Here is a 24,724-nt window from a genome sequence, read left to right as displayed (position 1 = left end):
GACCGCGATGAATCCGGCAAATCAAACCCCTGTTGATCGGTATCCTACGTCCCTGCGACTCCTGCATTGGACGCGCGCCGTGCTCATCGCAGGCCTGCTCTGGGCAGGCTGGCACATGACCGGGCTGGATGACGAGGTGGCGAGCAAATACGAGCTTTATTATCCGTGGCACAAATCGTTCGGGGTGTTGGCATTCTTGCTGGTCCTGGTCCAGATCGTCTTGCGCGTGCGAACCCCCAGGCTGCCGCAGCCACCGGAATCATTGGCGCGCTATGAACGGGTTTCGTCAAGACTCGCCCACCGTACCTTGTATGCGCTGCTGGTGATCGTGCCGCTGATGGGCTATTCGATGTCGAGCACCTACACGATGAGCGACGGGGTGTTCTTCTTTGGCGTGAACCTCCCGGAGCTGCTTGGGAAAAATGACGATTGGTTTGTCGTCTTCCAATGGCTGCACAAGGTGCTCGCCTACACGCTGCTCGGCCTGATCCTGCTGCACGTTGCCGGCGCGCTCAAGCACCGGTTCCTCGACCGCGATCCCCGAAGCGACGTGCTGCGCCGCATGCTCTGACGGCTTTGCAAACACTCGTCGGACACCGCGGGAGGCCTTGATTATGCGTTCACATCAACGACCGTACGCCCGCGCACCTTTCCTTCCAGCACCTGAGCGGCGACCTGCGGAACCTGCGCCAGGCCGACGACCTGGGTAGTCCGGGCGAGCTTGTTCACATCGAGATCCCGGGCCAGTCGCGCCCATGCCTGCAGGCGAACATCTTGCGGAGCGTTCACCGAGTCGATACCGGCGAGGGTCACGTTGCGCAGGATGAAGGGCAGCACCGAGCCGGGCAGATCCGCCCCCTGGGCCAGGCCGAAAGCGGCGACAACGCCACGATATCGAGTCTGTGCCAAGGCGTTGACCAGGGTATGGCTACCGACCGAATCGATGACGCCGGCCCAGCGCTCCTTGGCAACCGGAGCACCCGGCTCGGACAAGGTGTGGCGATCGATGATCTCGAAGGCGCCTAGATCGCGCAGATAATCGGCTTCTTCCGGGCGGCCGGTCGAGGCAATCACCCGGTAGCCCAGGCCTGAGAGCAGCGCGATCGCCACCGAGCCCGCTCCGCCATTGGCACCGGTCACCAGGATGTCGCCACGCTCAGGCGTCAGGCCGCCATGCTCCAGGGCCAACACACTGAGCATCGCGGTATAGCCGGCGGTGCCGATGGCCATGGCCTGGCGGGTCGAAAAAACCTCCGGAACCTTCACCAGCCAGTCGCCGCTCACGCGCGCCTTCTGGGCAAAGCCGCCGTGGTGGGTCTGGCTCAGCCCCCAGCCGTTGAGCAGCACCCCATCGCCAGCCTGGAAAGCGGCATGACTTGAGCTTTCGACAACGCCGGCAAAGTCGATGCCGGGAATCAGCGGAAATTGGCGGATCACTGGTGTGCGACCGCTAAGCGCCAAGGCGTCCTTGTAATTGACGGTGGAGTACTCGATCGCGACGGTGACGTCGCCGGCCATCAGGTCCTCATCCTTGAAGTCGACCAGGTTGGTGGAAATCACATCAGCGGGTTTGGTGCAAAGCAGCGCTTTGAAGGTCATTGTTGGTTTCCTCTTCATTCTGAGCGGGTCGGGGTCAACGCAGCGAATGCAGGCGCTGGCCCGGCTGGCAATTCACGCGAGCTGCAGGGCCTTGCGGATGCCCGTGTCCAGCACGCCAGCCGGCGCGAAGCGACGCATGAACTGCAACTGCGCGGCTGTCTTGCCGGCGGTGTAACGCAGCTTCGGCCGCTCGGCGCGAACAGCCTTGAGCACCACGTCAGCCACCACGTCGGGGCCCTCGGCGGTCGCCATTGCCTGGTTGACGACCTTCGTTACCTTAACCCGAATGTCCTCGTACACGTCCAGCTTGGCGTCGGCCTGCAGGCTGTTGCTTTCGAATGCCGTGCGCGTATAGCCGGGCTCGATGACGACCACCCGGATGCCATGGGTGCGCAACTCGTGGTCCAGCGCTTGGGAATAGCCATCCACCGCATGTTTGCTGGCCACGTAGAGCGCCACATAAGGTACGGATACGACACCAAGAATGGAGCCGATGTTGATGATTCGACCGCTGCCCTGACGTCGCATGTGGGGCACAACGGCGCGGGTCATGCGCACGACACCGAGAAAATTCGTATCGAAGACGGCCTTGGCCTGCTCGATCGAGCTTTCTTCCGCCGCGGCCGGAGCAAGCCCGAAGCCGGCATTGTTGACCAGCAAATCGATACGCCCTTCCCGGCGCAGCAGCTCGGCGACAGCGGCGTCGACGCTGGCGTCGTCGGTCACGTCCAGCGCCAGCATCGAAAATGCCTGATGAAGCGCCGGTGTACCTCGCCGGCTAGTGCCATATACGGAGTAGCCAGCCGCCGCGAGTCTGTTCGCAATGGCCTCCCCGATGCCGGACGAAGCGCCGGTCACCAACGCTACGGGTTTAATGGTGGTCATACAGTGTTCCTCTGGCTGCCTGGCGGGATCCGGCATCAACGCGTGTCGGGAAACTCTATGATGATGATCATAATTATAGACGTCAATACTTTTGATTTCGACTGACATCTAATTTACGAGAGCGACAGGCGGGCATAATCACCAGCGGCAGATCGACGCGGTGCAGTGCGTTGAGGGAGAATCGTCGTCGGCCCGCGCCGCTAGGCGCTTGGAAACGCAGGTGATGGCAGGGGGAGGACCGCAGGCTCGATGGAGAGGCATGCGCCCCTCCACCTCAGCCGTTTACTCTCGCGCTTGTATCAAGCCAGCAGATCGTTCGAGCTCAAGGAATTGACGCCTAGCAACTGAATCTCGAAATCCGCGTTCAGGTCGCCATTGACGTTGCCATAAAGCACGTGGTCGACGAAGCGTAATTGCCCGGCCCCGGTAAAATCAGCCGAGTCGATAAAGCTGAACGTATCGTTCAGCGGCGTCAGGAGACTGGCATCCAGTTTCGACAGGTCAATCTTGTCGCCCTGAAGACTGTTGAAGTCGAAGATACTGTCGCGAGTGCTACCTATGCCCAGCTCATTCAGCACGCTGAAAACAAAACGGTCAGCGCCATCTCCGCCGATGAGGACATCAGCGCCGGCTCCGCCATCAACGCTATCGTTGCCCGCCCCACCATCCAGCACGTTGTTGCCTGCGTTGCCGATCAGCACGTTGCTCAGGTCATTGCCAGTAGCATTGACGGCCGCGGCCCCGGTGAGCGTGAGGTTTTCCAGGTTCGCCCCCAGGCTCCAGTCCACCGACGAGCGCACGGTGTCGACCTCACTGGCCAGGGTGCTGGTTTCACTGATGATGTCTGTCAGGTCGTCCACCACGTAGGTGTCGCTGCCGGTGCCACCGATCAGGGTGTCGATACCGCCCACGCCATTGAGGACATCGTTGCCCGCTCCGCCGTCCAGCACGTTGTTGCCTGCGTTGCCGATCAGCACGTTGCCCAGCGCATTGCCGGTGGCGTTAACGGCAGCAGTGCCGGTGAGCGTGAGGTTTTCCAGGTTCGTTCCCAGGCTCCAGCTCACCGACGAGCGCACGGTGTCGACCTCACTGGCCAAGGTGCCGGTTTCGCTGATGATGTCCGTCAGGTCGTCCACCACGTAGGTGTCGCTGCCGGTGCCACCGATCAGGGTGTCGATACCACCCACGCCATTGAGGACGTCGTTGCCCGCCCCGCCATCCAGCACGTTGTTGCCCGCATTGCCGATCAGCACGTTGCCCAGCGCATTGCCGGTGGCGTTGATGGCCGCGGCGCCCATGAGCGTTAGGTTCTCCAGGTTCGTCCCCAGGCTCCAGTTCACCGACGAGCGCACGGTGTCGACTTCACTGGCCAGGGTGCTGGTTTCGCTGATGACATCGGCCAGATTGTCGACCACGTAAGTGTCGTTGCCGGTGCCACCGATCAGGGTGTCGATGCCGCTGCCACCGTCCAGCACGTTGCTGCCGGCATTGCCAGTCAGTACGTTGTTCAAGGCATTGCCAGTGGCGTTGACGGGCGCGACGCCGGTGAGTATGAGGTTTTCCAGGTTCGCCCCCAGGCTCCAGTTCATCGAAGAGCGCACGGTATCGACCTCACTGGCCAGGGTGCTGGTTTCACTGATGATGTCCTCAAGATCGTCCACCACGTAGGTGTCGCTGCCGGTGCCACCGATCAGGGTGTCGATACCGCCCACGCCATTGAGGACATCGTTGCCCGCTCCGCCGTCCAGCACGTTGTTGCCTGCGTTGCCGATCAGCACGTTGCCCAGCGCATTGCCGGTGGCGTTAACGGCAGCAGTGCCGGTGAGCGTGAGGTTTTCCAGGTTCGTTCCCAGGCTCCAGCTCACCGACGAGCGCACGGTGTCGACCTCACTGGCCAAGGTGCCGGTTTCGCTGATGATGTCCGTCAGGTCGTCCACCACGTAGGTGTCGCTGCCGGTGCCACCGATCAGGGTGTCGATACCACCCACGCCATTGAGGACGTCGTTGCCCGCCCCGCCATCCAGCACGTTGTTGCCCGCATTGCCGATCAGCACGTTGCCCAGCGCATTGCCGGTGGCGTTGATGGCCGCGGCGCCCATGAGCGTTAGGTTCTCCAGGTTCGTCCCCAGGCTCCAGTTCACCGACGAGCGCACGGTGTCGACTTCACTGGCCAGGGTGCTGGTTTCGCTGATGACATCGGCCAGATTGTCGACCACGTAAGTGTCGTTGCCGGTGCCACCGATCAGGGTGTCGATGCCGCTGCCACCGTCCAGCACGTTGCTGCCGGCATTGCCAGTCAGTACGTTGTTCAAGGCATTGCCAGTGGCGTTGACGGGCGCGACGCCGGTGAGTATGAGGTTTTCCAGGTTCGCCCCCAGGCTCCAGTTCATCGAAGAGCGCACGGTATCGACCTCACTGGCCAGGGTGCTGGTTTCACTGATGATGTCCTCAAGATCGTCCACCACGTAGGTGTCGCTGCCGGTGCCACCGATCAGGGTGTCGATACCGCCCACGCCATTGAGGACATCGTTGCCCGCTCCGCCGTCCAGCACGTTGTTGCCTGCGTTGCCGATCAGCACGTTGCCCAGCGCATTGCCGGTGGCATTGATGGCAGCCACGCCGGTGAGTGTGAGGTTTTCCAGGTTCGTTCCCAGGCTCCAGTTCACCGACGAGCGCACGGTGTCGACTTCACTGGCCAGGGTGCCGGTTTCGCTGATGATGTCCGTCAGGTCGTCCACCACGTAGGTGTCGCTGCCGGTGCCACCGATCAGGGTGTCGATACCACCCACGCCATTGAGGACGTCGTTGCCCGCCCCACCGTCCAGCACGTTGTTGCCCGCGTTGCCGATCAGCACGTTGCCCAGCGCATTGCCGGTGGCGTTGATGGCCGCGGCGCCGATGAGCGTGAGGTTTTCCAGGTTCGTCCCCAGGCTCCAGTTCACCGACGAGCGCACGGTGTCGACTTCACTGGCCAGGGTGCTGGTTTCGCTGATGACATCGGCCAGATTGTCGACCACGTAAGTGTCGTTGCCGGTGCCACCGATCAGGGTGTCGATGCCGCTGCCACCGTCCAGCACGTTGCTGCCGGCATTGCCAGTCAGTACGTTGTTCAAGGCATTGCCAGTGGCGTTGACGGGCGCGACGCCGGTAAGCGTGAGGTTTTCCAGGTTCGCCCCCAGGCTCCAGTTCATCGACGAGCGCACGGTGTCGACCTCACTGGCCAGGGTGCTGGTTTCACTGATGATGTCCTCAAGATCGTCCACCACGTAGGTGTCGCTGCCGGTGCCACCGATCAGGGTGTCGATACCGCCCATGCCATTGAGGACATCGTTGCCCGCTCCGCCGTCCAGCACGTTGTTGCCTGCGTTACCGATCAGCACGTTGCCCAGCGCATTGCCGGTGGCGTTAACGGCAGCAACTCCGGTGAGCGTGAGGTTTTCCAGGTTCGTTCCCAGGCTCCAGTTCACCGACGAGCGCACGGTGTCGACTTCACTGGCCAGGGTGCCGGTTTCGCTGATGATGTCCTCAAGGTCGTCCACCACATAGGTGTCGCTGCCGGTGCCACCGATCAGGGTGTCGATACCGCCCACGCCATTGAGGACATCGTTGCCGGCCCCACCGTCCAGCACGTTGTTGCCCGCGTTACCGATCAGCACGTTGCCCAGCGCATTGCCGGTGGCGTTGATGGCCGCGGCGCCGATGAGCGTGAGGTTTTCCAGGTTCGCCCCCAGGCTCCAGTCCACCGACGAGCGCACGGTGTCGACCTCACTGGCCAGGGTGCTGGTTTCGCTGATGACATCGGCCAGATTGTCGACCACGTAAGTGTCGTTGCCGGTGCCACCGATCAGGGTGTCGATGCCGCTGCCACCGTCCAGCACGTTGCTGCCGGCATTGCCAGTCAGTACGTTGTTCAAGGCATTGCCAGTGGCGTTGACGGGCGCGACGCCGGTAAGCGTGAGGTTTTCCAGGTTCGCCCCCAGGCTCCAGTCCACCGACGAGCGCACGGTGTCGACCTCACTGGCCAGGGTGCTGGTTTCACTGATGATGTCTGTCAGGTCGTCCACCACGTAGGTGTCGCTGCCGGTGCCACCGATCAGGGTGTCGATACCGCCCACGCCATTGAGGACATCGTTGCCCGCCCCACCGTCCAGCACGTTGTTGCCCGCGTTGCCGATCAGCACGTTGCCCAGCGCATTGCCGGTGGCGTTGACGGCAGCAGTGCCGGTGAGCGTGAGGTTTTCCAGGTTCGTTCCCAGGCTCCAGTTCACCGACGAGCGCACGGTGTCGACTTCACTGGCCAGGGTACTGGTTTCACTGATGATGTCCTCAAGGTCGTCAACGAAGTAGGTATCGTTGCCCGCTCCGCCAGTCATCGTATCCTTGCCCGCCCGGCCATCCAGGGTATTACCCAGCGCATTGCCAATCAGCGTGTCATCGTAGGCTGAACCGACCGCATTCTCGATTTTTGCGCCATAGGCAATCGCCAACCCTTCGTTGAAGAGAGACAGTGTGTTGACGTTCAGGAACGCCTGGCCGATCTTGCTGAACGCGCCCTCATTCAGATTGATGCGTACCGCTGCCGCCTGATTACTCGCGTCGATGGTGTCATTGCCACCCGCATCCCAGATTGTCTCGAAAACCGACTGGCCAGCAGCCCAGCTATAGGTGTTATTCCCGGTCTGCCATTGGTTATTCGCCCCATAAAGGCTCTGTATGGCAGCGATGTCGAGCAGCATCGGCGTGGTCGGTTCATAGAGGTACGGGTCGTTGTAACTCATGACCGTGTAACGTACGTCGTCGAACTCGGTAGCAAGCACCGTGGGGTTGAAGCCGCTAGTGGAAAACGGATGTTTGAGGCCCAGCGCGTGCCCGATCTCATGCACAAAGGTCAAGTAGTCGTAGGAGCCTTTGACGGGCGCTGGATCATTCGTCGACGGGCCGATCCAGACATCACCGGCAGTAGGGCTGGTGCCAGGCATATAAGCCCAGGCGGCGACGCCGTCATCCATCCCTTGGTAACCACCAAATCGCAAGTCACCGACATCGCTGAAGGATTCGCCAACCTGCGTGAATTGAATGTTGGCAACCGAACTCCACGCACCCAGCGCGCTGACGACGCTGTTCTGCTGGGCCGGAGTCAGGACGTAGGTGGCCAGGTCCTCGTTGTTGTTGCTGTAATCGAAGGTGAAACGTGAATTATCGGTAATGAAGCTGTACGTCAATGAGGTAACGGGCATGCCATTGTTCGTTGAATTGCCTGACCAATAAGTGCCGTAAAGCAAACTATCGACTTGCGCATTGCCGGTCAGGCTGGCAGACGAAACAGATGAATAACCGAAAAATGGACTAGGCATGGGAGCTTCCTGTGGGCAATCTGCGGTCTATCCTGGATGCGACCGCTACAAAGGGATCATTTTGCATCAGAAACTGACGCATTAATATCATTTGGCCATTATTGTGCCGAACGGTCTGACCAAGGCGCAACCAGCCAGTCGTTGGCCTTGCGGATATCCTCGTCTGCCAATCTTCCACTCCAGCGATGCAGCACGAGCAGACTGGTCACGAAGCGGTATTGGGACTGATAGAAATCGCGTCGTGCACGAAACTCTTCCTGGATACTATCCAGCACGTCCACGGCATGCTTGACGCCGTAGTTGAAGGCTTTCTCGGTAGCTATTCTGGACTTTTCAGCGGACTCCAGGGCGCGTCGGGTCGCCTTGATACGGCTGAGTTCGGCCGTCATGCCCAGATAGGCAGTGCGAGTTTCCTTGATGACCTGGCGGCGCAAGGCCTCCAATTCCTGCTGGGCGACCTCCTTGTCGCTTTCCGAACTGGACACCCGCGCGCGGGTGGAGCCGCCACTGTAGAGAGGCACTTGCAAATCAAGGGAAGCGACCAGGTTATCCGTGCGGGGAGTCAAGGCACCTTCGTAGCCGATGTCACTACGTTGCGCCGTGAGATTCAGGCCCAGCCTGGGCAGATGACCGGCCCTGGCTTCACCAACAGCCGCCTCGGCTGCAAGGATACTGTGTTCGCGGGCATGCAGTGCCGGGTTGCTATCGAGCGCTGCATGCACCCAATAGTCCTGTGCTTGCGCCGGCAGGCTGAAGGCAGGATTCTCTGCGATGCGCTTGAACGGCTCATGGACATCACGCCCCACCAGCTCGGAAATAGCCTCACGACTGATCGCAACCTTGTTGCTGGCTTCGATCTCGTCTGCCTTGAGCGCATCCACGCGGGCCTCGAGATCAAGCCTGTCGGTTACCATCGCCATCTGGCGCGCATACAAGGCATTTATTCGCTTGAGGTTGCGCTCGGTTGCGTCCAGTTCACTGCGCACCAGGGACAGTTCATCCTCGGCCGCGAGAACGGCAAAGTAGCGTTCAGACAAATCGATACTGGCCTGCACCTGGGTGTCGTCGGATTCGTATTCACTCTGCCGGGCCAGCTCCACATATTTGCGGTAGCTGCGCCAGACCTGCGGATCGTAGATCACTTGGTTGAGCACCACGGCCATGCGCTTGCCGTTGTACTGGATGCGGCTGACATCATCGTCACGCCGGCTGCGATTGACGCTACCGCTGGCGTTGAGCTGCGGCAGCAGTTGGCCGAACGCGGCGCGCTCGTTGCCCTTCCCGCTGCGAATCAAGGCCTGTGCTCGCAGAACGCGTGGATCGGCGCCCTGCGCTTCCTGATGCAATTGCCACAGATCCACGTGGGAAGACGTTGGCACGCTGTCCGCAAGGGCGCCGAGCGGCGCGAGGATCGCGCACAGGATGATCAGAGATCTCATGTCAATCCTCGATCATCGAACGGGCGAAAGCATTGCTGGCAGGCTGCATCAGGTACTCCAACAACGTCCGCGCCCCTGTGTTGATCAGCACTTCGACCGGCATCCCCGGCACCAGGGCACGTTCGCCCAGCGCCTGGCGTCCCTTGTCGGTCAACGCTACACGTGCCAGGTAATAAGCCGTGCCGGTGTCCTGGTTGACCAGACGATCCGCCGATATCTGCACCAGTTGCCCTTCGATGACAGGCGTGGTGCTGCTCTTGAACGCGCTGAAGCGAATGTCCGCCAGCCTGCCCGGCGCGATACGGTCGATGTCCACGGTCGAAACCTGCGCCTCGACAATCAGCTCTTCATTGGCCGGGACAATGTCCAACAGGGCGGTCCCAGGGCTGACCACGGCGCCCAGGGTGTGCACGGTCATCCCTATGACCCGGCCTGACTCCGGGGCGAGGATGTCGGTGCGCTGGTCGCGATCCTGCAAGGTGGCCAGTCGTTCGCGCAACTCGTAGACCTTGCTTCGCGCTTCACCCAGCAAACCTGCCACTTCACTGGCGAAGGTTTTTTTCAGCTGGAGAATCTTCAGTTGCGCTTCGTCCGCATGGACGCGCGCTCGTGCGCTCTCCGACTGGCTTTCGGCTATTTCGGCCTGCAAGCGCGACAGGCTGCGCTCCTGCTCGCGCAGACGTTGTTTATCCACGTAGCCTTCGGCCAACAATGCACGCAGGTCGACAATCTCTTCTTCATAAGACGTGGCCAGCGCTTGCTTGCTGGCGACGATGGCCTTATAGCCTCGAATCTGCTCTTCGATCTGGCCGATGGACTTCTCCTGCAAGGCAATTTCGCCCTGCAGCGAGGTCCTTCGGGCCTGGAAGATCCGCGCTTCACTGTCGCGGGCTTCGTGAACGCGCGGGTCGGCGGGGTCGAGGGTGGACACGGCCAGCGGCTCCGGCAACGCGTCACGCTCCGCCACCAGTCGGGCTTCGAGTTCGAGCGCAGCAATCAATTGGCTGCGCATCGCCTCCATCTCCGAACGGGCCTGGGTATTGTCAAGCACCAGCAGCACATCGCCCGCTTTCACCAGGTCACCCTCACGCACACGTAGCTCGCGCACGATGCCGCCTTCAAGATGCTGCACAGTCTTGCGATAGCTTTTTACCGTGACCACACCCGGCGCGAGGGCTGCGCTGTCCAGCGGCGCCAGGGCCGCCCAGCCGCCAAACAGGCCAAAGGTGACCAGCAGCAAGGAGTAACCGATGCGCCGTACCGGCCTGTCATCTATGGCCAACCCGGCCACATCAACGGAAAACTGCTTACTGTTTTGCATAACGCTGCCCATCCGCATCCTGCGGCTCAATGGCTCCAGCCTGGCGAGCCGCAGGCGTAGCGCCCTGCAGCCGCGCCATGACACTGTCGCGAGGCCCGAACAGGCTCCTTTCGCCATGGTTGAGAACCAGTAATTTATCCACCTGGGCCAATATCCCGGATCGATGGGTAATGACAAACACCGTGGCCCGGCTCTGCCTGAGCTTTCGCAGCGCCTCGGCGAGCATTTTTTCTCCGGCGTCGTCCAGGTTGGAATTCGGTTCATCGAGCACTACCAGGCGCGGTTCGCCGTACAAGGCGCGGGCCAGCCCGACACGCTGGCGCTGCCCGCCGGACAGTCCACCGCCGTTGGCACCAATCAGCGTGTCGTAGCCATCGGGCAATTGCAGCACCATCTCATGCACCCCGGCCATGCGTGCGGCGGCGACCACCGCAGAAGCGTCCATCGGGCCGAAACGCGAAATGTTCTGGCTGATGGTGCCTTCGAACAGTTCGATGTCCTGCGGCAAGTAACCGATATACGCACCCAGCTCCTCCCGGCGCCATTGGCTGATGTCCGCGCCGTCCAGGCGCACGGTGCCGGTCAGACTTGGCCAGATTCCCAGCAACGCCCTGGCCAGCGTCGATTTGCCTGCCCCACTGGGGCCAATGATGCCCACTGCTTCTCCAGGAGCTACGTTGAAGTCCAGGCCACGGATAATCGGTTTACGACTGCCCGGAGAACCGACCGAAAGGCCCTCGACGCGGACCGCGCCCTCCGGCGCAGGCAGTGACATGCGCTCCGGATCCGCGGCGTGCCTGGCCAGCAACTCATGCAGTCGTGCGTATTGCGAGCGTGCGCCCAGGAAGTTTTTCCACACACCAATCAACTGGTCGATGGGGGCCAGCGCGCGGCCCAGCAAAATGGAGCCGGCGATCATCAGTCCGGGCGTGATTTCATGATTGATTGTCAAGTAAGCGCCCAGGCCCAACACCAGCGATTGCACAATCTGGCGGAACGTCCTGGATATCGCCGCAACGGTCGTGGCGCGGTCGCTGGCCAGGCTTTGCAGGGATAACACTGTATGGACCCGCCTGCTCCAGTGTTCGCGAAGGCTGGCAAGCATGCCCATCGACTCGACCACCTCGGCATTGCGCAAGCTTTTGTTGGTAAAAGCGGTGGCGGCCATCTGCTCGCGATTGGCATCCTGCAGCGGCACTTGCGTGAGCTTTTCGTTGACGAAGGCCAGCGCCCCCAGCAGGACCGCGCTCAACAACCCCATCCAACCGTACCAGGGATGGAAGATGAACATGACGGCCAGATAGATTGGAATCCATGGCGTATCGAAAAACGCAAAGAGACCGTTGCCGGTCAGGAACTGGCGCAACGCGTTCAGGTCGCTCAATGGCTGTGCTGTGGCGTCCATGCCGCTGGTATTGAGTGCCTGCCTGAAACTGGCGTCGAACAGACGCTGCCCCAGCAGCGTGTCGAGGCGCGTGCTGATTCGTACCATGATCCGCGAACGAACCCATTCCAGGCCGCCCATCGTGCTCATCAACAGCAACATGATCAGCGTCAGCATCAACAGGGTGGACAGGCTGGCGCTGGCTACCGCGCGGTCATACACCTGCAACATGTAGAACGAGGGGACCAACATCAGCAAATTGACGAAAAAACTGAAAAAGGCCACGGAAAGAAAGCTGCCCTTGCATGCGGCAAGCGCGCCTTCCAACTCGGTCCGGGTGTGGGCTGACATGGTTCATTCCCTGAGGTCCGCTTATGTTCAAACCTGCGAGGATCGTAGGGAGTACAGATACACGAACGCCTTCAAAAACAGTCGCAGGACAGGTCGCAAAGGCCTGCGCGACAAAGATTATGTGCGCTGTATCGGCAAACACGAGCAGTTCTGTAGGGAAACTTTTCAGCTGCAACAACCGGCTATTAATTACGAGCCCGCAGGCTTTCGCCGGCAGGATGATCTATACCTACAGGTGTACGCACCCGGGCTACACGACAATAAAGACATGCCCGGGAAGCACGGCCGAACCGCCAGGGAAACACCGCCCTCCCCGGCACTGGCCTGAACGATAATGTACCCTGCGCCGCGCATGTAGAATGGCGGCCCTTTTTTCAATGCCTGAAGTATCGACCATGAGCCGGATCCCACGCGTATTGAATGGTCGTCCCAAGGCACTCTGGCGGCTCTGCTTTTCGCTTTTGTCATTGGTTATCCTTCATGCGCACGGTGAGCCACAAGTCATCGAGCTGCACATCCCGGACGCACCGCCGCTGACGTTCATCAACGACCCCAGGGGGTACGGCATCGTCGGTGACGTCGCGGTGCAGGCGATTACCCGGGCCGGGTATACGCCAAAGATCCACCTGCTGCCTTGGGCAAGGGCACAAAAACATGTCAGCGAAGAACACGACTACCTGATAGCTCCCTTGTCGCGCATTCCTGTGCGCGAGGATCGCTTCAGCTGGATCGCTTCGATCATGCCCATGGAGCGCGCCTTCTTCAGCCTCGACCGGCAGGTCACCAGTTTCGCCCAGGCGAAAGCAACCTACCGCAAGATCGGCGTCGGCCTGGGCAGTGCACAGGAGGACATCCTGCGCGCCGAAGGCTTCAGCGACGAACAGATCTACCCGCTGGCCATCGGTGACAACCCTGCCCAGATGCTGCTGATGGGACGTATCGATGCCTGGTTCAACGGTGTTCCGGAGAGTCGCTATATCTGGCCGAAGGTGTCCAGGCGCAAACTGCTGATGAGCCCGGTTGGCAGCAGCGCCGACCTCTATCTGGCGTGTTCCAGGCGCTGCTCCGAAAAAATCGTCGAAGACTTGCGTGGGGCCGTCGAGGCGCTGCGCAAGGACGGCACGATCAAGCGGATACGTGAGGTATATCTGCCTGACTGAATGGCCGGCTGGCACCGATCCACTGCACAGTTGCCGTATGCCATGGCTCATCAATGGCTTATATCATTCCGAATGATAGTTACCTTTGCTTCATTCGATTCGTTCCTTTCAGCCTTGCCACGCATCATCCGCCCATCTCAATACACTTGGCGGATGCTATCCATGGAACATTCACTTTCTAAATTGCGCTTTCCCCTGGCACTGTTGGCAGTGCTGGTGATCAGCGCGTGCGGCAAGACCCCCGACACGGCAGCTTCGATGCCGGCGGCCAAAGTCAGTGTGGCCAAGGTACTGGAGCAACCCGTCAACGAATGGGACGAGTTCACCGGGCGCCTCGAAGCGCCGGAAACCGTCGAGATCCGCCCGCGGGTTTCCGGGCAGATCGATGAAGTGGCCTTCACCGAAGGCGCGCTGGTCAAGAAAGGCGACCTGCTGTTCCAGATCGACCCGCGCCCGTTCCAGGCTGAAGTGCGTCGTCTCGAAGCCCAACTGGCCCAGGCTCGCGCCACCGCGACCCGCAGCGAGAACGAGGCCCAGCGCGGCGAACGCCTGCGCTTGAGCAATGCGATTTCCGCCGAACTGGCGGATTCGCGCACCACCGCAGCCCAGGAAGCCCGCGCCGCCGTGGCCGGCATCCAGGCGCAACTGGACCTGGCCAAGCTGAACCTGAGCTTCACCCGGGTCACCTCGCCCATCAACGGCCGTGTCAGCCGGGCGGAAATCACCGCCGGCAACCTGGTGACCGCCGACGTCACGCCGCTGACCAGCGTGGTCTCCACCGACAAGGTCTACGCCTATTTCGACGCCGACGAGCGCGTCTTCCTCAAGTACACCCAACTCGCCCGCCAGGGCCAGCGCGGCCAGGCCACGCCGGTCTACATGGGCCTGTCCAACGAGGAAGGCAACCCGCACCTGGGCCAGATGAACTTCGTCGACAACCAGGTCAACCCGCAGACCGGCACCATCCGTGGCCGCGCGGTGTTCGACAACAAGGACGGCGCCTACACCCCTGGCCTGTACGCCCGACTGAAACTGGTGGGCAGCGGCACCTACTCCGCCGTACTGATCAACGACGAAGCCGTCGGCACCGACCTGGGCAAGAAATTCGTGCTGGTGATGGACGCCGACAACAAGCCGGCGTACCGCGCCGTCGAGCTGGGGCCGAAGATCGAAGGCCTGCGTATCGTGCGCAACGGCCTGAGCAAGGACGACACCATTATCGTCAAGGGACTGCAACGGGCCCGTCCGGGTTCGCCGGTCACGCCTGAAACCGTGCCGATGGCCAGCGAGCAGACACTCGCCGCCCTGGCACAACAACGTAAAGCGCTCGAAGCCAGCAACCTGCCCCAGGTCGCGCCCAACAAGGCAGCGTCCGGCTCCGCAGGCAAACTGGCTTCTGCGTCCCCACGCGGCTAAGGGACTGAACTCAAGATGAAATTTTCCCAGTTCTTCATTTCGCGGCCGATCTTCGCAGCGGTGCTCTCGCTGCTGATCCTGATCGCCGGTGCGATCTCGCTGTTCCAGCTGCCGATCAGCGAATACCCCGAAGTCGTGCCGCCGACCGTGGTCGTGCGCGCCAACTTCCCCGGTGCCAACCCCAAGGTCATCGGTGAAACCGTAGCCGCGCCTTTGGAACAAGCCATCACCGGTGTCGAGAACATGCTCTACATGTCCTCGCAGTCCACCGCCGACGGCAAGATCACCCTGACCATCACCTTCGCCCTGGGCACCGACCTGGACAACGCCCAGGTGCAGGTACAGAACCGCGTCACCCGCACCGAGCCCAAGTTGCCGGAGGAAGTGACCCGGATCGGCATCACGGTGGACAAGGCGTCGCCCGACCTGACGATGGTCGTGCACTTGACCTCGCCGGACAAACGCTACGACATGCTTTATCTGTCCAACTACGCCTTGCTCAACATCAAGGATGAGCTGGCGCGCCTCGGCGGCGTCGGTGATGTGCAGTTGTTCGGCATGGGCGACTATTCGCTGCGGGTCTGGCTGGATCCGAACAAGACTGCGTCGCGCAACCTGACCGCTACCGACGTTGTCACGGCGATCCGCGAGCAGAACCGCCAGGTTGCCGCCGGTGCCCTGGGCGCGCCTCCAGCGCCGAATGCCCAGGCGTTCCAACTCTCGGTCAACACCCAGGGGCGCCTGGTCAGCGAGGAAGAGTTCGAGAACATCATCATCCGTTCCGGCGCCAATGGTGAAATCACTCGCCTGAAAGACATCGCACGGGTGGAGCTGGGCTCCAGCCAATACGCCCTGCGTTCGCTGCTCGACAACCAGCCGGCGGTGGCGATCCCGATCTTCCAGCGCCCGGGTTCCAATGCCATCCAGATTTCCAACGATGTGCGCGAGAAAATGGATGAGCTGAAAAAAGGCTTCCCGGCCGGCATGGACTACAGCATCGTCTATGACCCGACGATCTTCGTGCGCGGCTCCATCGAAGCGGTGGTGCATACCCTGTTCGAAGCGCTGATCCTCGTGGTGCTGGTGGTGATCCTGTTCCTGCAGACCTGGCGCGCCTCGATCATCCCGCTGGTGGCAGTGCCGGTGTCGCTGATCGGTACATTCGCGGTCATGCACCTGTTCGGCTTCTCACTCAATGCGCTGTCGCTGTTCGGGCTGGTACTGGCCATCGGTATCGTCGTGGATGACGCCATCGTGGTGGTGGAGAACGTCGAACGAAACATCGGCCTCGGGCTCACGCCGGTGGAAGCCACCAAGCGCGCCATGGGCGAAGTGACCGGGCCGATCATCGCCACGGCACTCGTACTGTGTGCGGTATTCGTTCCCGCCGCCTTCATCAGCGGCTTGACCGGGCAGTTCTACAAACAGTTTGCCTTGACCATTGCCATCTCGACGGTGATCTCGGCGTTCAACTCGCTGACCCTGTCGCCAGCCCTGGCCGCGGTATTGCTCAAGAGCCATGACGCGCCCAAGGACCGTTTCTCGCGGCTCCTCGACAAGATCTTCGGCGGCTGGCTGTTCCGTCCGTTCAACCGCTTCTTCGACCGCGCCAGCCACGGTTACGTGGGCACCGTCGGCCGCGTGATCCGCAGCAGCGGCATTGCCCTGATCGTTTACGCTGGCTTGATGGTGCTGACCTTCTTCGGTTTCTCCAACACGCCAACCGGTTTCGTGCCTGGCCAGGACAAGCAATACCTGGTGGCCTTCGCGCAACTGCCCGACGCCGCGAGCCTGGACCGCACCGAAGACGTGATCAAGCGCATGTCCGAAATGGCCCTCAAGCAGCCGGGCGTTGAAAGCGCGGTGGCCTTCCCGGGCCTGTCGATCAACGGCTTCACCAACAGCCCGAACGCCGGCATCGTCTTCGTGACCCTCAAGCCTTTTGATGAGCGCAAGGACGCGAGTATGTCGGCCGGTGCCATCGCTGGTGCGTTGAACGGCCAGTATTCGGAGATCCAGGAAGCCTACATGGCGATCTTCCCGCCGCCGCCGGTACAGGGCCTGGGCACGATCGGTGGTTTCCGCCTGCAAATCGAAGACCGGGGCAACCTGGGCTACGACGAGCTGTACAAAGAAACGATGAACATCATCACCAAGAGCCACAACGTGCCGGAACTGGCCGGGTTGTTCACCAGCTACACGGTGAACGTGCCTCAGGTCGATGCCGCCATCGATCGTGAAAAAGCCAAGACCCACGGCGTAGCCGTCAGCGACATCTTCGACACCCTGCAGATCTACCTGGGTTCGCTGTATGCCAACGACTTCAACCGCTTCGGCCGTACCTACCAGGTCAACGTCCAGGCCGAGCAACAGTTCCGCCTCGAGTCGGACCAGATCGGCCAGCTCAAGGTGCGCAACAACCGTGGCGAGATGATCCCGCTGGCGACCTTCATCAAGGTCAGCGACACCTCGGGGCCGGACCGCGTGATGCACTACAACGGCTTCATCACCGCTGAAATCAACGGTGCCGCCGCCCCGGGCTACAGCTCCGGCCAGGCTGAAAAAGCCATCGAGAAACTGCTCAAGGACGAATTGCCCAACGGCATGACGTACGAGTGGACCGACCTGACGTACCAGCAGATTCTTTCGGGCAACACCGCGTTGTTCGTGTTCCCGCTCTGCGTATTGCTGGCGTTCCTGGTGCTCGCGGCCCAATACGAAAGCTGGAGCCTGCCTCTGGCGGTGATCCTGATCGTACCGATGACGCTGCTGTCGGCGATTACCGGGGTGATTCTCTCCGGTGGCGACAACAACATCTTCACCCAGATCGGCTTGATCGTACTGGTCGGACTGGCCTGCAAGAACGCGATTCTGATCGTCGAGTTCGCCAAGGATAAACAGCTCGAAGGCATGACCCCGCTGGCTGCGGTACTGGAAGCTTGCCGCCTGCGTCTGCGGCCGATCCTGATGACCTCCTTCGCCTTCATCATGGGCGTGGTGCCCCTGGTGCTCTCCAGCGGCGCCGGTGCGGAAATGCGCCACGCCATGGGTGTCGCGGTGTTCTCGGGCATGCTTGGGGTGACCTTCTTCGGCCTGCTGCTGACCCCGGTGTTCTACGTATTGATCCGTAACTTCGTCGAGCGCAGCGAGGCCCGCAAAGCGGCCCGGGCCTTGAAACTGGAGGCGCAACAATGAGTTTGAAAGCGTTCGTGCCGAGCTTGCTGGTGTTGGCCTTGAGTGCCTGTGCTGTAGGCCCGGACTACAAGGCCCCGCAAACGGAGGCGGCGAATATCACCACCGCCACCGACGGCGCCGCCGGCCAGAAGAACTTCGACCGCGCGCGGTTCGAAGGTATCTGGTGGCAGCAGTTCGACGACCCGACCCTCAACGCGTTGGTGACTCGCTCCCTGGACGGCAACCGCGAGTTGCGCGTGGCCTTCGCCCGCCTGCGGGCCGCCCGGGCGATTCGCGACGACGCCAGCAATGATGCAATGCCGACCATCACCAGCCGCGCCAGCAGCGAACTGGGCAAAGGCCAGAACCCGATGGGGCAGACCGACGACCGGGTCAACTCCGAGCGTTATGACCTGGGCCTGGACATGGCCTGGGAACTGGACCTGTTCGGCCGCATCCAGCGCAACCTGGAAGCGACCGATGCCGACCAGCAGGCCGCCGAGGCCGATCTCTATCAGTTGCAGGTGAGCATGATCGCCGAACTCGTGGACGCCTACGGCCAACTGCGCGGCGCCCAACTGCGTGAAAAAATCGCCCTGGCCAACCTGCAGAACCAGCAGGAGTCGCGCAAGATCACCGAAAGCCTGCGTGATGCCGGCGTCGGCGATCAGCTCGACGTGGTGCGTGCCGATGCGCGCCTGGCCGCGGTGGAAGCCAGCGTGCCGCAACTGCAAGCCGAACAGGCGCGCCAGCGCAACCGCATCGCGACATTGCTGGGCGAGCGTCCGGACAAGCTGAGCGTGGACCTGAGCCCTAAACAGCTGCCGGCGATTGCCAAGGCCCTGCCGATTGGCGACCCCGGGCAACTGCTGCAACGCCGTCCGGATGTCCTGAGTGCCGAGCGTCAACTGGCAGCTGCCACGGCGCGCATCGGCGTGGCCAAGGCCGACCTGTTCCCAAGGGTCAGCCTCAGCGGCTTCCTCGGCTTCACCGCCGGGCGTGGCTCGCAGATCGGTTCCTCGGCGGCCAATGCCTGGGCGCTGGGTCCAAGCATTACCTGGGCCGCGTTCGACCTGGGCAGTGTGCGAGCGCGCTTGCGCGGTGCCAGCGCCGAGGCTGATGGCGCCCTGGCGAACTATGAACAGCAGGTGCTGCTGGCCCTGGAAGAGTCGGAAAACGCCTTCAGCGATTACGGCAAACGCCAACAGCGGCTGATCTCGCTGATCCGCCAGAGCGAATCGAGCCGCGCGGCCGCCGACCTGGCCGAGATTCGCTACCGTGAAGGCACCGAGGACTTCCTCGTGCTGCTCGACGCCCAGCGTGAACGCCTCGCTGCCGAGGACAGCCAGGCCCAGGCCGAAGTGGACCTGTATCGCGGCATCGTCGCGATCTACAAGGCCCTGGGCGGCGGCTGGCAACCGGAAACCGTCGCCAGCAACTGAGCCCTCCCCAACCGAGCTCCTTTGGTTGGCCGCAACCAACCAATCCCTTTGCCCCGCGTCTCATTCGGTCGCGGGGCTTTTTTGTTTATCGACCAGCGCTTTTGGAAAAGCCTGTTGTGGGAGCGAGCCTGCTCGCGATGAGGCCAGCCCAGATACCCCGTGGCGAGGGGGCTCGCTCCCGCTCGGCTGCGCAGCAGTCGCAAAACCGGCTGACGCGGTCTGCCTGAAGACAGCCAGGGCCGGCTTTGCCGGCCAGCGGGAGCAAGCTCCCTCGCCACAGCGTTGTCTGATATATCGGGTTCCTGGCGATGAAATGTCATTGCCTGTCCCACCGTCATCGCGAGCAAGCTCGCTCCCACAGGTCCTTCACCGCTATTCAGGTTTGACTCAAGCCCGGACCTGACCGAAGCTTGCGACACTTCACGCTTCTGGTTACGGATTACCTGAATGTCCTCGTCTCGCCGCTATCTGCTCCTCAGCCTCGCCGTCGTCCTGGTCATCGGTCTCGTCGCGATATGGCTACGCAGCACCACGCCGCAAATCCCCGAAGCAATCAAGCGTGGTTACAGTGAGGCCCTGGACAACGCCCGCAACGGGCAGCCCGGCGCGGCGCGGATGCTTTACCAGCAACTCGGACGCCCGGACCTCTCGCCCAAGCGCCGCGTACGCTTGCACGCCGAGCTACCCAACTACCCGAGCCCCCAGGCCCTGAAACTGGCACAAGCGGACTTGCACAGCGAATCGCCGCAGGTGCGCCGCGCGGCCATCGACAGCATCGTCGGGCTGGTACCGAACGCCCAGCGCAGCCTGTTGCTCGGCCCGCTCCTGGAGGACAACGAGCCGGACGTCCGGTTTGCCGCCGTGAATGCCCTGCTGGGTCTTTCGCCAGATGAACTGGGCCTGTATTTCGGCGCGATGCAGATCGCCGCCGATACCTGGAAGCAGGTACTCAGCGACGCTCCGCCCACCACCGAGTCGCTCTATCAGCTCGCCCGGCTGTACCTGCATAACGCTGACCTGGAAAAAGCCCAGCAGGCGCTGGAGCAGGCCCTGCGCCTGCAGCCGGACAACCTGCCGGCGCTGGTCATGCAGGTCGATGTGCTGGACCGACAAGGCCAGGCCGAAGCTGCACGACAACTGCTCGCCCGGCAGTTGCAAACCCAGCCGGCATCGGCTTATCTGCAACATGCGCTGGGCATGTGGCTGCTCCAGCACGGGCAGACCGAATACGCCGTGCTTGGCCTGGCCAAAGCGGTGGAGCTTGAGCCTGAGAACCGGCACTACCGCTATGACCTGGCGACCACTTTGCACGCCGAGCAGGAGGTGGAAGCCGCGCAGAAGCAGCTACAGGAAATCGTCCAGCGCTACCCCGCCGATCGCAAGGCGCGGGTATTGCTGATCAATTATTGGAAGGAGACCGGTCAGTTGCAGCATGTCCAGGTTTTATTGGCCCAACTGGAACAACTGAACCCCGACGACCCGGCGATACAACAAGGCCTGTAGGCCCATTCGCGCGGGTGGAAAGTTGTGCAGCAGTGCGCGTTTTGTCAAAGGAAGCGGAACCGCCATCACTGCCAAAGGTCAAGTGTTCAGGCAGTTCATTTTCAGGCGATACCCCGCCTGCTGCCCACTTCCCTAGTCATGAGAGGGTTATTTTTGATTACATCTAACGAGTCGATCAGCGCAAAAGCCGCCACCGGGATCGAAGGGCTGGACGATGTCCTTTCCGGTGGTTTGTCCCGGGGTCACGTGTTTCTCCTGGAGGGAGAGCCGGGCACCGGTAAAACCACGGTCGCGTTGCATTTCCTGATGGCCGGCGCCAAGGCCGGCGAACGCTCGTTGTATATCACGCTGTCGGAAACCGAGCGTGAATTGCGTCAGGGCGCGGCCTCCCATGGATGGACGCTCGATGAGAGCATCCACATCTTCGAGCTGACCCCGCCCGAGAGCCTGCTCAACGCCGATCAGCAGCAGAGCCTGCTGTATTCCTCCGACCTGGAACTGGGGGAAGCGACCCGGCAGATCTTCGAAGTGGTGGAGCGCATCAAGCCGACCCGGGTCGTGCTGGACAGTCTTTCGGAGATTCGCCTGCTGGCGCAAAGCTCTCTGCGCTACCGTCGGCAGATCCTCGCGATCAAACACTACTTCGTGCGTTATGACGCCACGGTCCTGCTCCTGGATGACCTGACCACTGAATCCCTGGACAAGACCGTGCACAGCGTGGCCCACGGCGTCATCCGCCTCGAGGAACTGACCCCCAACTACGGTGCCGAACGGCGCCGGCTGCGGGTGGTCAAGTATCGCGGGCAGAAATACCGTGGCGGCTACCACGATTTCACCATCATGAGCGACGGCCTGCACGTCTTCCCTCGCCTGGTGGCCGCCGAGCATCGTGGCCAGTACTTGCGTCAACAGCTGTCCAGCGGCATCGCCGAAATGGACGCCCTGTTGGGCGGTGGCATCGAGACCGGCTCCAGCACGCTGATTCTCGGTCCGGCCGGTACCGGCAAATCGCTGATCTCGTTGATCTTTGCTGCAGCTGCCGTACGCCGCGGAGAAAAAGCCGCGCTGTTCATCTTCGACGAAGAGTTGGGCCTGCTGTTCGAGCGCATGAAAAACATCGGCATCGATCTGCACGAATTGCAAAAAACCGGCAATCTGCTGATCGAGCAGGTCGATGCCGCGGAGCTGTCTCCGGGTGAGTTTTCCCATCGTGTGCGGCGTTGCGTCAGTGACGGCAATATCAAGACCGTGGTGATCGACAGCATCAACGGCTACCAGGCCGCCATGCCGGAAGAAAACGCCCTGGTCTTGCATATGCATGAGCTGTTGCTCTACCTCAACCGCAAAGGCGCGGCGACCTTCATGACCGTCGCGCAACACGGGCTGGTGGGCGACATGCAGGCTCCAGTGGACATTACCTACCTCGCCGACACCGTCATCCTGCTGCGTTACTTCGAAGCGCTGGGCAAGGTTCGCCGGGCGGTTTCCGTTATCAAGAAGCGCACCGGCGCCCATGAGTCGACTATCCGTGAATATCGCATCAGCAAGCTGGGCATGACCATCGGCCAACCGCTGGAAGCATTCCAGGGCGTGTTGCGTGGCGTACCGACCTATATGGGTGCGGACAACCCGTTGCTTGAGGATGGCACTCCGTGACGTCGGCCGAGCCACTGTCCGAGCGGGCGCTGATTCTCGCGCCGCTCGGACGGGACAGCCAGATTGCCCTGATGATTCTCAAGGAAGCCGGTTTCAACGGCCTCGTTTGCAGTCATCTGGGCCATTTATGCGAAGAATTGGGGCAAGGCGCAGGCCTTTTGGTGATTTCATCGGAAGCCCTGGTCGGGCCGGATCTGGAGACCCTGTTCCAGCACATCGAACAGCAGCCGGCCTGGTCCGACTTGCCGATTGTCCTGCTGACTCATCACGGTGGCCCGGAGCAGAACCCGGTGGCACGCATCGGCGTGCAGCTGGGCAACGTGACGTTCCTGGAGCGTCCGTTCCATCCGGTGACGCTCGTCAGCCTGGTGACCACCGCGCTGCGCGGACGCCGCAGGCAATACGAAGCGCGGGACCGGCTGATCGACCTGAGCAACAGCGAGCTGCGCCTGCAAACGACCCTCGAAACCCTGGAACAACAGGTCGAGGAGCGCACCGCCCAGCTGCGACATAACGAAGAAGCCCTGCGCCAGTCGCAGAAAATGGAAGCCGTCGGCCAATTGACCGGCGGCATCGCCCATGACTTCAACAACATGCTCACCGGAATCATCGGCAGCCTCGAACTGCTGCGCCGACGCCTGGCGCGCGGCCGCACCGAAGACCTGGACAGCCTGATCGACCTGGGCGTGACCTCGGCCAACCGCGCGGCAGGCCTGACGCATCGGCTGCTGGCCTTTTCCCGGCGGCAATCGCTGGACTCCAAGGCTGTGCAAATGAACACGCTCGTATTATCCATGGGCGAGTTGCTGCAGCGCAGCCTCAACGAGAGTATCCGCCTGGAGATGCAACTGGACGAGCAGCTCTGGATCGCCGAAGCCGACCCCAATCAACTGGAAAGCGCCCTGCTCAACCTGGTACTCAACGCCCGCGATGCCATGCCCGGTGGCGGCAAACTGCTGGTGCAGACGTTCAATCGTTACCTGGACACCGGCTTCACCGACGCCTACACCAACCTGGAGCCCGGGGACTACGTGGTGTTAAGCGTGCAGGATAGCGGATGCGGCATGCCGGAATCGGTGATGCACCGTGCGTTCGATCCTTTCTTCACGACCAAGCCGATCGGCCAGGGCACCGGCCTGGGTCTTTCGATGATCTATGGCTTCAGCAAGCAGTCCCGTGGCCACGTTACCATCGACAGCGAGGTCGACAAAGGCACCACCGTGAACCTTTATCTGCCGCGCTTTGTGGGTGAGGAGATACACGAACCAGCCGCCGTCACCCAGCAGGCGCCTTATGCGCAGGATGGCGAAACCGTGCTCATCGTCGAAGATGATGCGGCGGTGCGGGTGTTGGTCAGCGCAGTGCTGAGCGAGTTGGGCTACGCCTTCGTCGAGGCCGGCGACGCAAACGCGGCGATGCCGATCCTGCAATCGAACCAGCGCATCGACCTGTTGATCAGCGATGTGGGCCTGCCCGGCATGAATGGGCGGCAACTGGCCGAAATCGGCCGGCAGATCCGCCCCGATCTGAAAGTGCTGTTCATCACCGGTTACGCCGAACACGCGGCGGTGCGCGGTGGCTTCCTCGACCCAGGCATGCAGATGATCACCAAGCCGTTCACGTTTGATCTGTTGACGGCGAAGGTGCGGGAGATGATCAAGGTTTGACACTTCCGTTCAGCCAGCGTCATTAACGGGGCGCCGAATCAACGCCTCCAGCCAGGCTGGCGATTCTTACGGCTGTACGTCGATCAAATTGTGGGAGCGAGCCCGCTCGCGAAGACTGAGTGTCAGTCAATGCAGATGTGGGATGGACTGGCCCCTTCGCGAGCAGGCTCGCTCCCACAGGGATCCTGTGTGCCGTGGGGCCTGTGTCTCCCCAAAATCCAACGTGGGAGCGAGCCTGCTCGCGAAGACTGAGTGTCAGTCAATACAGATGTTGGATGGGCTGGCCCCTTCGCGAGCAGGCTCGCTCCCACAGGGATTAGAGTGTGCCGTGAGGCCTGTGTCTGTCGAAGGTCCAATGTGGGAGCGAGCTTGC

At 61.7% G+C, this 24,724-nt stretch carries 14 protein-coding genes; 8 read left to right on the top strand and 6 right to left on the bottom strand.

Annotated elements, in window-relative coordinates:
- Positions 1-7: 7 nt before the first annotated feature.
- On the top strand, positions 8-571 hold the full coding sequence (locus J3P84_RS12760) for a cytochrome b (RefSeq protein WP_434630688.1): 564 nt from the start codon (positions 8-10) through the stop codon (positions 569-571).
- A 41-nt stretch (positions 572-612) separates the two neighbouring features.
- Here the strand turns inward: J3P84_RS12760 and acuI are convergent, their stop codons facing one another.
- The 6 genes from acuI to J3P84_RS12730 all read right to left on the bottom strand — a co-directional run bounded on the left by acuI (position 613) and on the right by J3P84_RS12730 (position 12,333).
- Positions 613-1,599, bottom strand: coding sequence for an acrylyl-CoA reductase (NADPH) (gene acuI, locus J3P84_RS12755; RefSeq protein WP_434630685.1), 987 nt, complete (start codon positions 1,597-1,599; stop codon positions 613-615).
- Positions 1,600-1,671: 72 nt separating this feature from the next.
- Positions 1,672-2,484 (bottom strand): oxidoreductase, encoded by an 813-nt coding sequence (locus J3P84_RS12750; RefSeq protein ID WP_434630682.1) that lies wholly within the window; start codon positions 2,482-2,484, stop codon positions 1,672-1,674.
- Positions 2,485-2,783: 299 nt separating this feature from the next.
- On the bottom strand, positions 2,784-7,838 hold the full coding sequence (locus J3P84_RS12745; RefSeq protein ID WP_434630679.1) for a M10 family metallopeptidase C-terminal domain-containing protein: 5,055 nt from the start codon (positions 7,836-7,838) through the stop codon (positions 2,784-2,786).
- A 98-nt stretch (positions 7,839-7,936) separates the two neighbouring features.
- Positions 7,937-9,277, bottom strand: coding sequence for a TolC family protein (locus tag J3P84_RS12740; protein ID WP_434630676.1), 1,341 nt, complete (start codon positions 9,275-9,277; stop codon positions 7,937-7,939).
- Between the two features lies 1 nt (position 9,278).
- Positions 9,279-10,598, bottom strand: a complete 1,320-nt coding sequence (locus J3P84_RS12735; protein ID WP_434630673.1) for an HlyD family type I secretion periplasmic adaptor subunit — start codon at positions 10,596-10,598, stop codon at positions 9,279-9,281.
- On the bottom strand, positions 10,585-12,333 hold the full coding sequence (locus J3P84_RS12730; protein WP_434630670.1) for a type I secretion system permease/ATPase: 1,749 nt from the start codon (positions 12,331-12,333) through the stop codon (positions 10,585-10,587). Before J3P84_RS12730 ends, J3P84_RS12735 begins: the two co-directional genes overlap by 14 nt.
- A gap of 395 nt (positions 12,334-12,728) precedes the next feature.
- Between J3P84_RS12730 and J3P84_RS12725 the strand changes: the two genes are divergently transcribed.
- The 7 genes from J3P84_RS12725 (at position 12,729) to J3P84_RS12695 (ending at position 24,351) form a co-directional block, all read left to right on the top strand.
- Positions 12,729-13,493, top strand: a complete 765-nt coding sequence (locus J3P84_RS12725) for a substrate-binding periplasmic protein (protein WP_434630667.1) — start codon at positions 12,729-12,731, stop codon at positions 13,491-13,493.
- Positions 13,494-13,655: 162 nt separating this feature from the next.
- The gene (gene mexE / locus J3P84_RS12720; RefSeq protein WP_305500743.1) at positions 13,656-14,909 is read left to right on the top strand and encodes a multidrug efflux RND transporter periplasmic adaptor subunit MexE; all 1,254 of its coding nucleotides are present in this window, start codon (positions 13,656-13,658) and stop codon (positions 14,907-14,909) included.
- Between the two features lie 15 nt (positions 14,910-14,924).
- Positions 14,925-18,104: an efflux RND transporter permease subunit gene (locus tag J3P84_RS12715; protein WP_434600941.1), complete on the top strand. Its 3,180-nt coding sequence runs from the start codon at positions 14,925-14,927 to the stop codon at positions 18,102-18,104.
- Positions 18,101-19,525, top strand: a complete 1,425-nt coding sequence (locus J3P84_RS12710) for an efflux transporter outer membrane subunit (protein ID WP_434630662.1) — start codon at positions 18,101-18,103, stop codon at positions 19,523-19,525. The genes J3P84_RS12715 and J3P84_RS12710 overlap by 4 nt, the downstream gene beginning before the upstream one ends.
- A gap of 447 nt (positions 19,526-19,972) precedes the next feature.
- Entirely contained in the window at positions 19,973-21,028 is a 1,056-nt protein-coding gene (locus J3P84_RS12705; protein WP_434630659.1) for a tetratricopeptide repeat protein, read from the top strand.
- A gap of 153 nt (positions 21,029-21,181) precedes the next feature.
- Entirely contained in the window at positions 21,182-22,684 is a 1,503-nt protein-coding gene (locus J3P84_RS12700) for an ATPase domain-containing protein (RefSeq protein WP_434600944.1), read from the top strand.
- Complete coding sequence (locus tag J3P84_RS12695; RefSeq protein WP_434600945.1) at positions 22,681-24,351, top strand: response regulator; 1,671 nt, start codon at positions 22,681-22,683, stop codon at positions 24,349-24,351. Before J3P84_RS12700 ends, J3P84_RS12695 begins: the two co-directional genes overlap by 4 nt.
- The last annotated feature ends 373 nt before the right edge of the window (positions 24,352-24,724 follow it).

Origin of the sequence: Pseudomonas sp. Z1-29 (assembly GCF_051131995.1) — a bacterium.
GTDB lineage: Bacteria > Pseudomonadota > Gammaproteobacteria > Pseudomonadales > Pseudomonadaceae > Aquipseudomonas.
This window is presented reverse-complemented; position numbering and strand designations above follow the sequence as displayed.

Coding starts and splice junctions, on each gene's coding strand:
- J3P84_RS12760 (WP_434630688.1), top strand. CDS start 8: ATGAATCCGGCAAATCAAACCCCTGTTGATCGGTATCCTACGTCCCTG.
- acuI (WP_434630685.1), bottom strand. CDS start 1,599: ATGACCTTCAAAGCGCTGCTTTGCACCAAACCCGCTGATGTGATTTCC.
- J3P84_RS12750 (WP_434630682.1), bottom strand. CDS start 2,484: ATGACCACCATTAAACCCGTAGCGTTGGTGACCGGCGCTTCGTCCGGC.
- J3P84_RS12745 (WP_434630679.1), bottom strand. CDS start 7,838: ATGCCTAGTCCATTTTTCGGTTATTCATCTGTTTCGTCTGCCAGCCTG.
- J3P84_RS12740 (WP_434630676.1), bottom strand. CDS start 9,277: ATGAGATCTCTGATCATCCTGTGCGCGATCCTCGCGCCGCTCGGCGCC.
- J3P84_RS12735 (WP_434630673.1), bottom strand. CDS start 10,598: ATGCAAAACAGTAAGCAGTTTTCCGTTGATGTGGCCGGGTTGGCCATA.
- J3P84_RS12730 (WP_434630670.1), bottom strand. CDS start 12,333: ATGTCAGCCCACACCCGGACCGAGTTGGAAGGCGCGCTTGCCGCATGC.
- J3P84_RS12725 (WP_434630667.1), top strand. CDS start 12,729: ATGAGCCGGATCCCACGCGTATTGAATGGTCGTCCCAAGGCACTCTGG.
- mexE (WP_305500743.1), top strand. CDS start 13,656: ATGGAACATTCACTTTCTAAATTGCGCTTTCCCCTGGCACTGTTGGCA.
- J3P84_RS12715 (WP_434600941.1), top strand. CDS start 14,925: ATGAAATTTTCCCAGTTCTTCATTTCGCGGCCGATCTTCGCAGCGGTG.
- J3P84_RS12710 (WP_434630662.1), top strand. CDS start 18,101: ATGAGTTTGAAAGCGTTCGTGCCGAGCTTGCTGGTGTTGGCCTTGAGT.
- J3P84_RS12705 (WP_434630659.1), top strand. CDS start 19,973: ATGTCCTCGTCTCGCCGCTATCTGCTCCTCAGCCTCGCCGTCGTCCTG.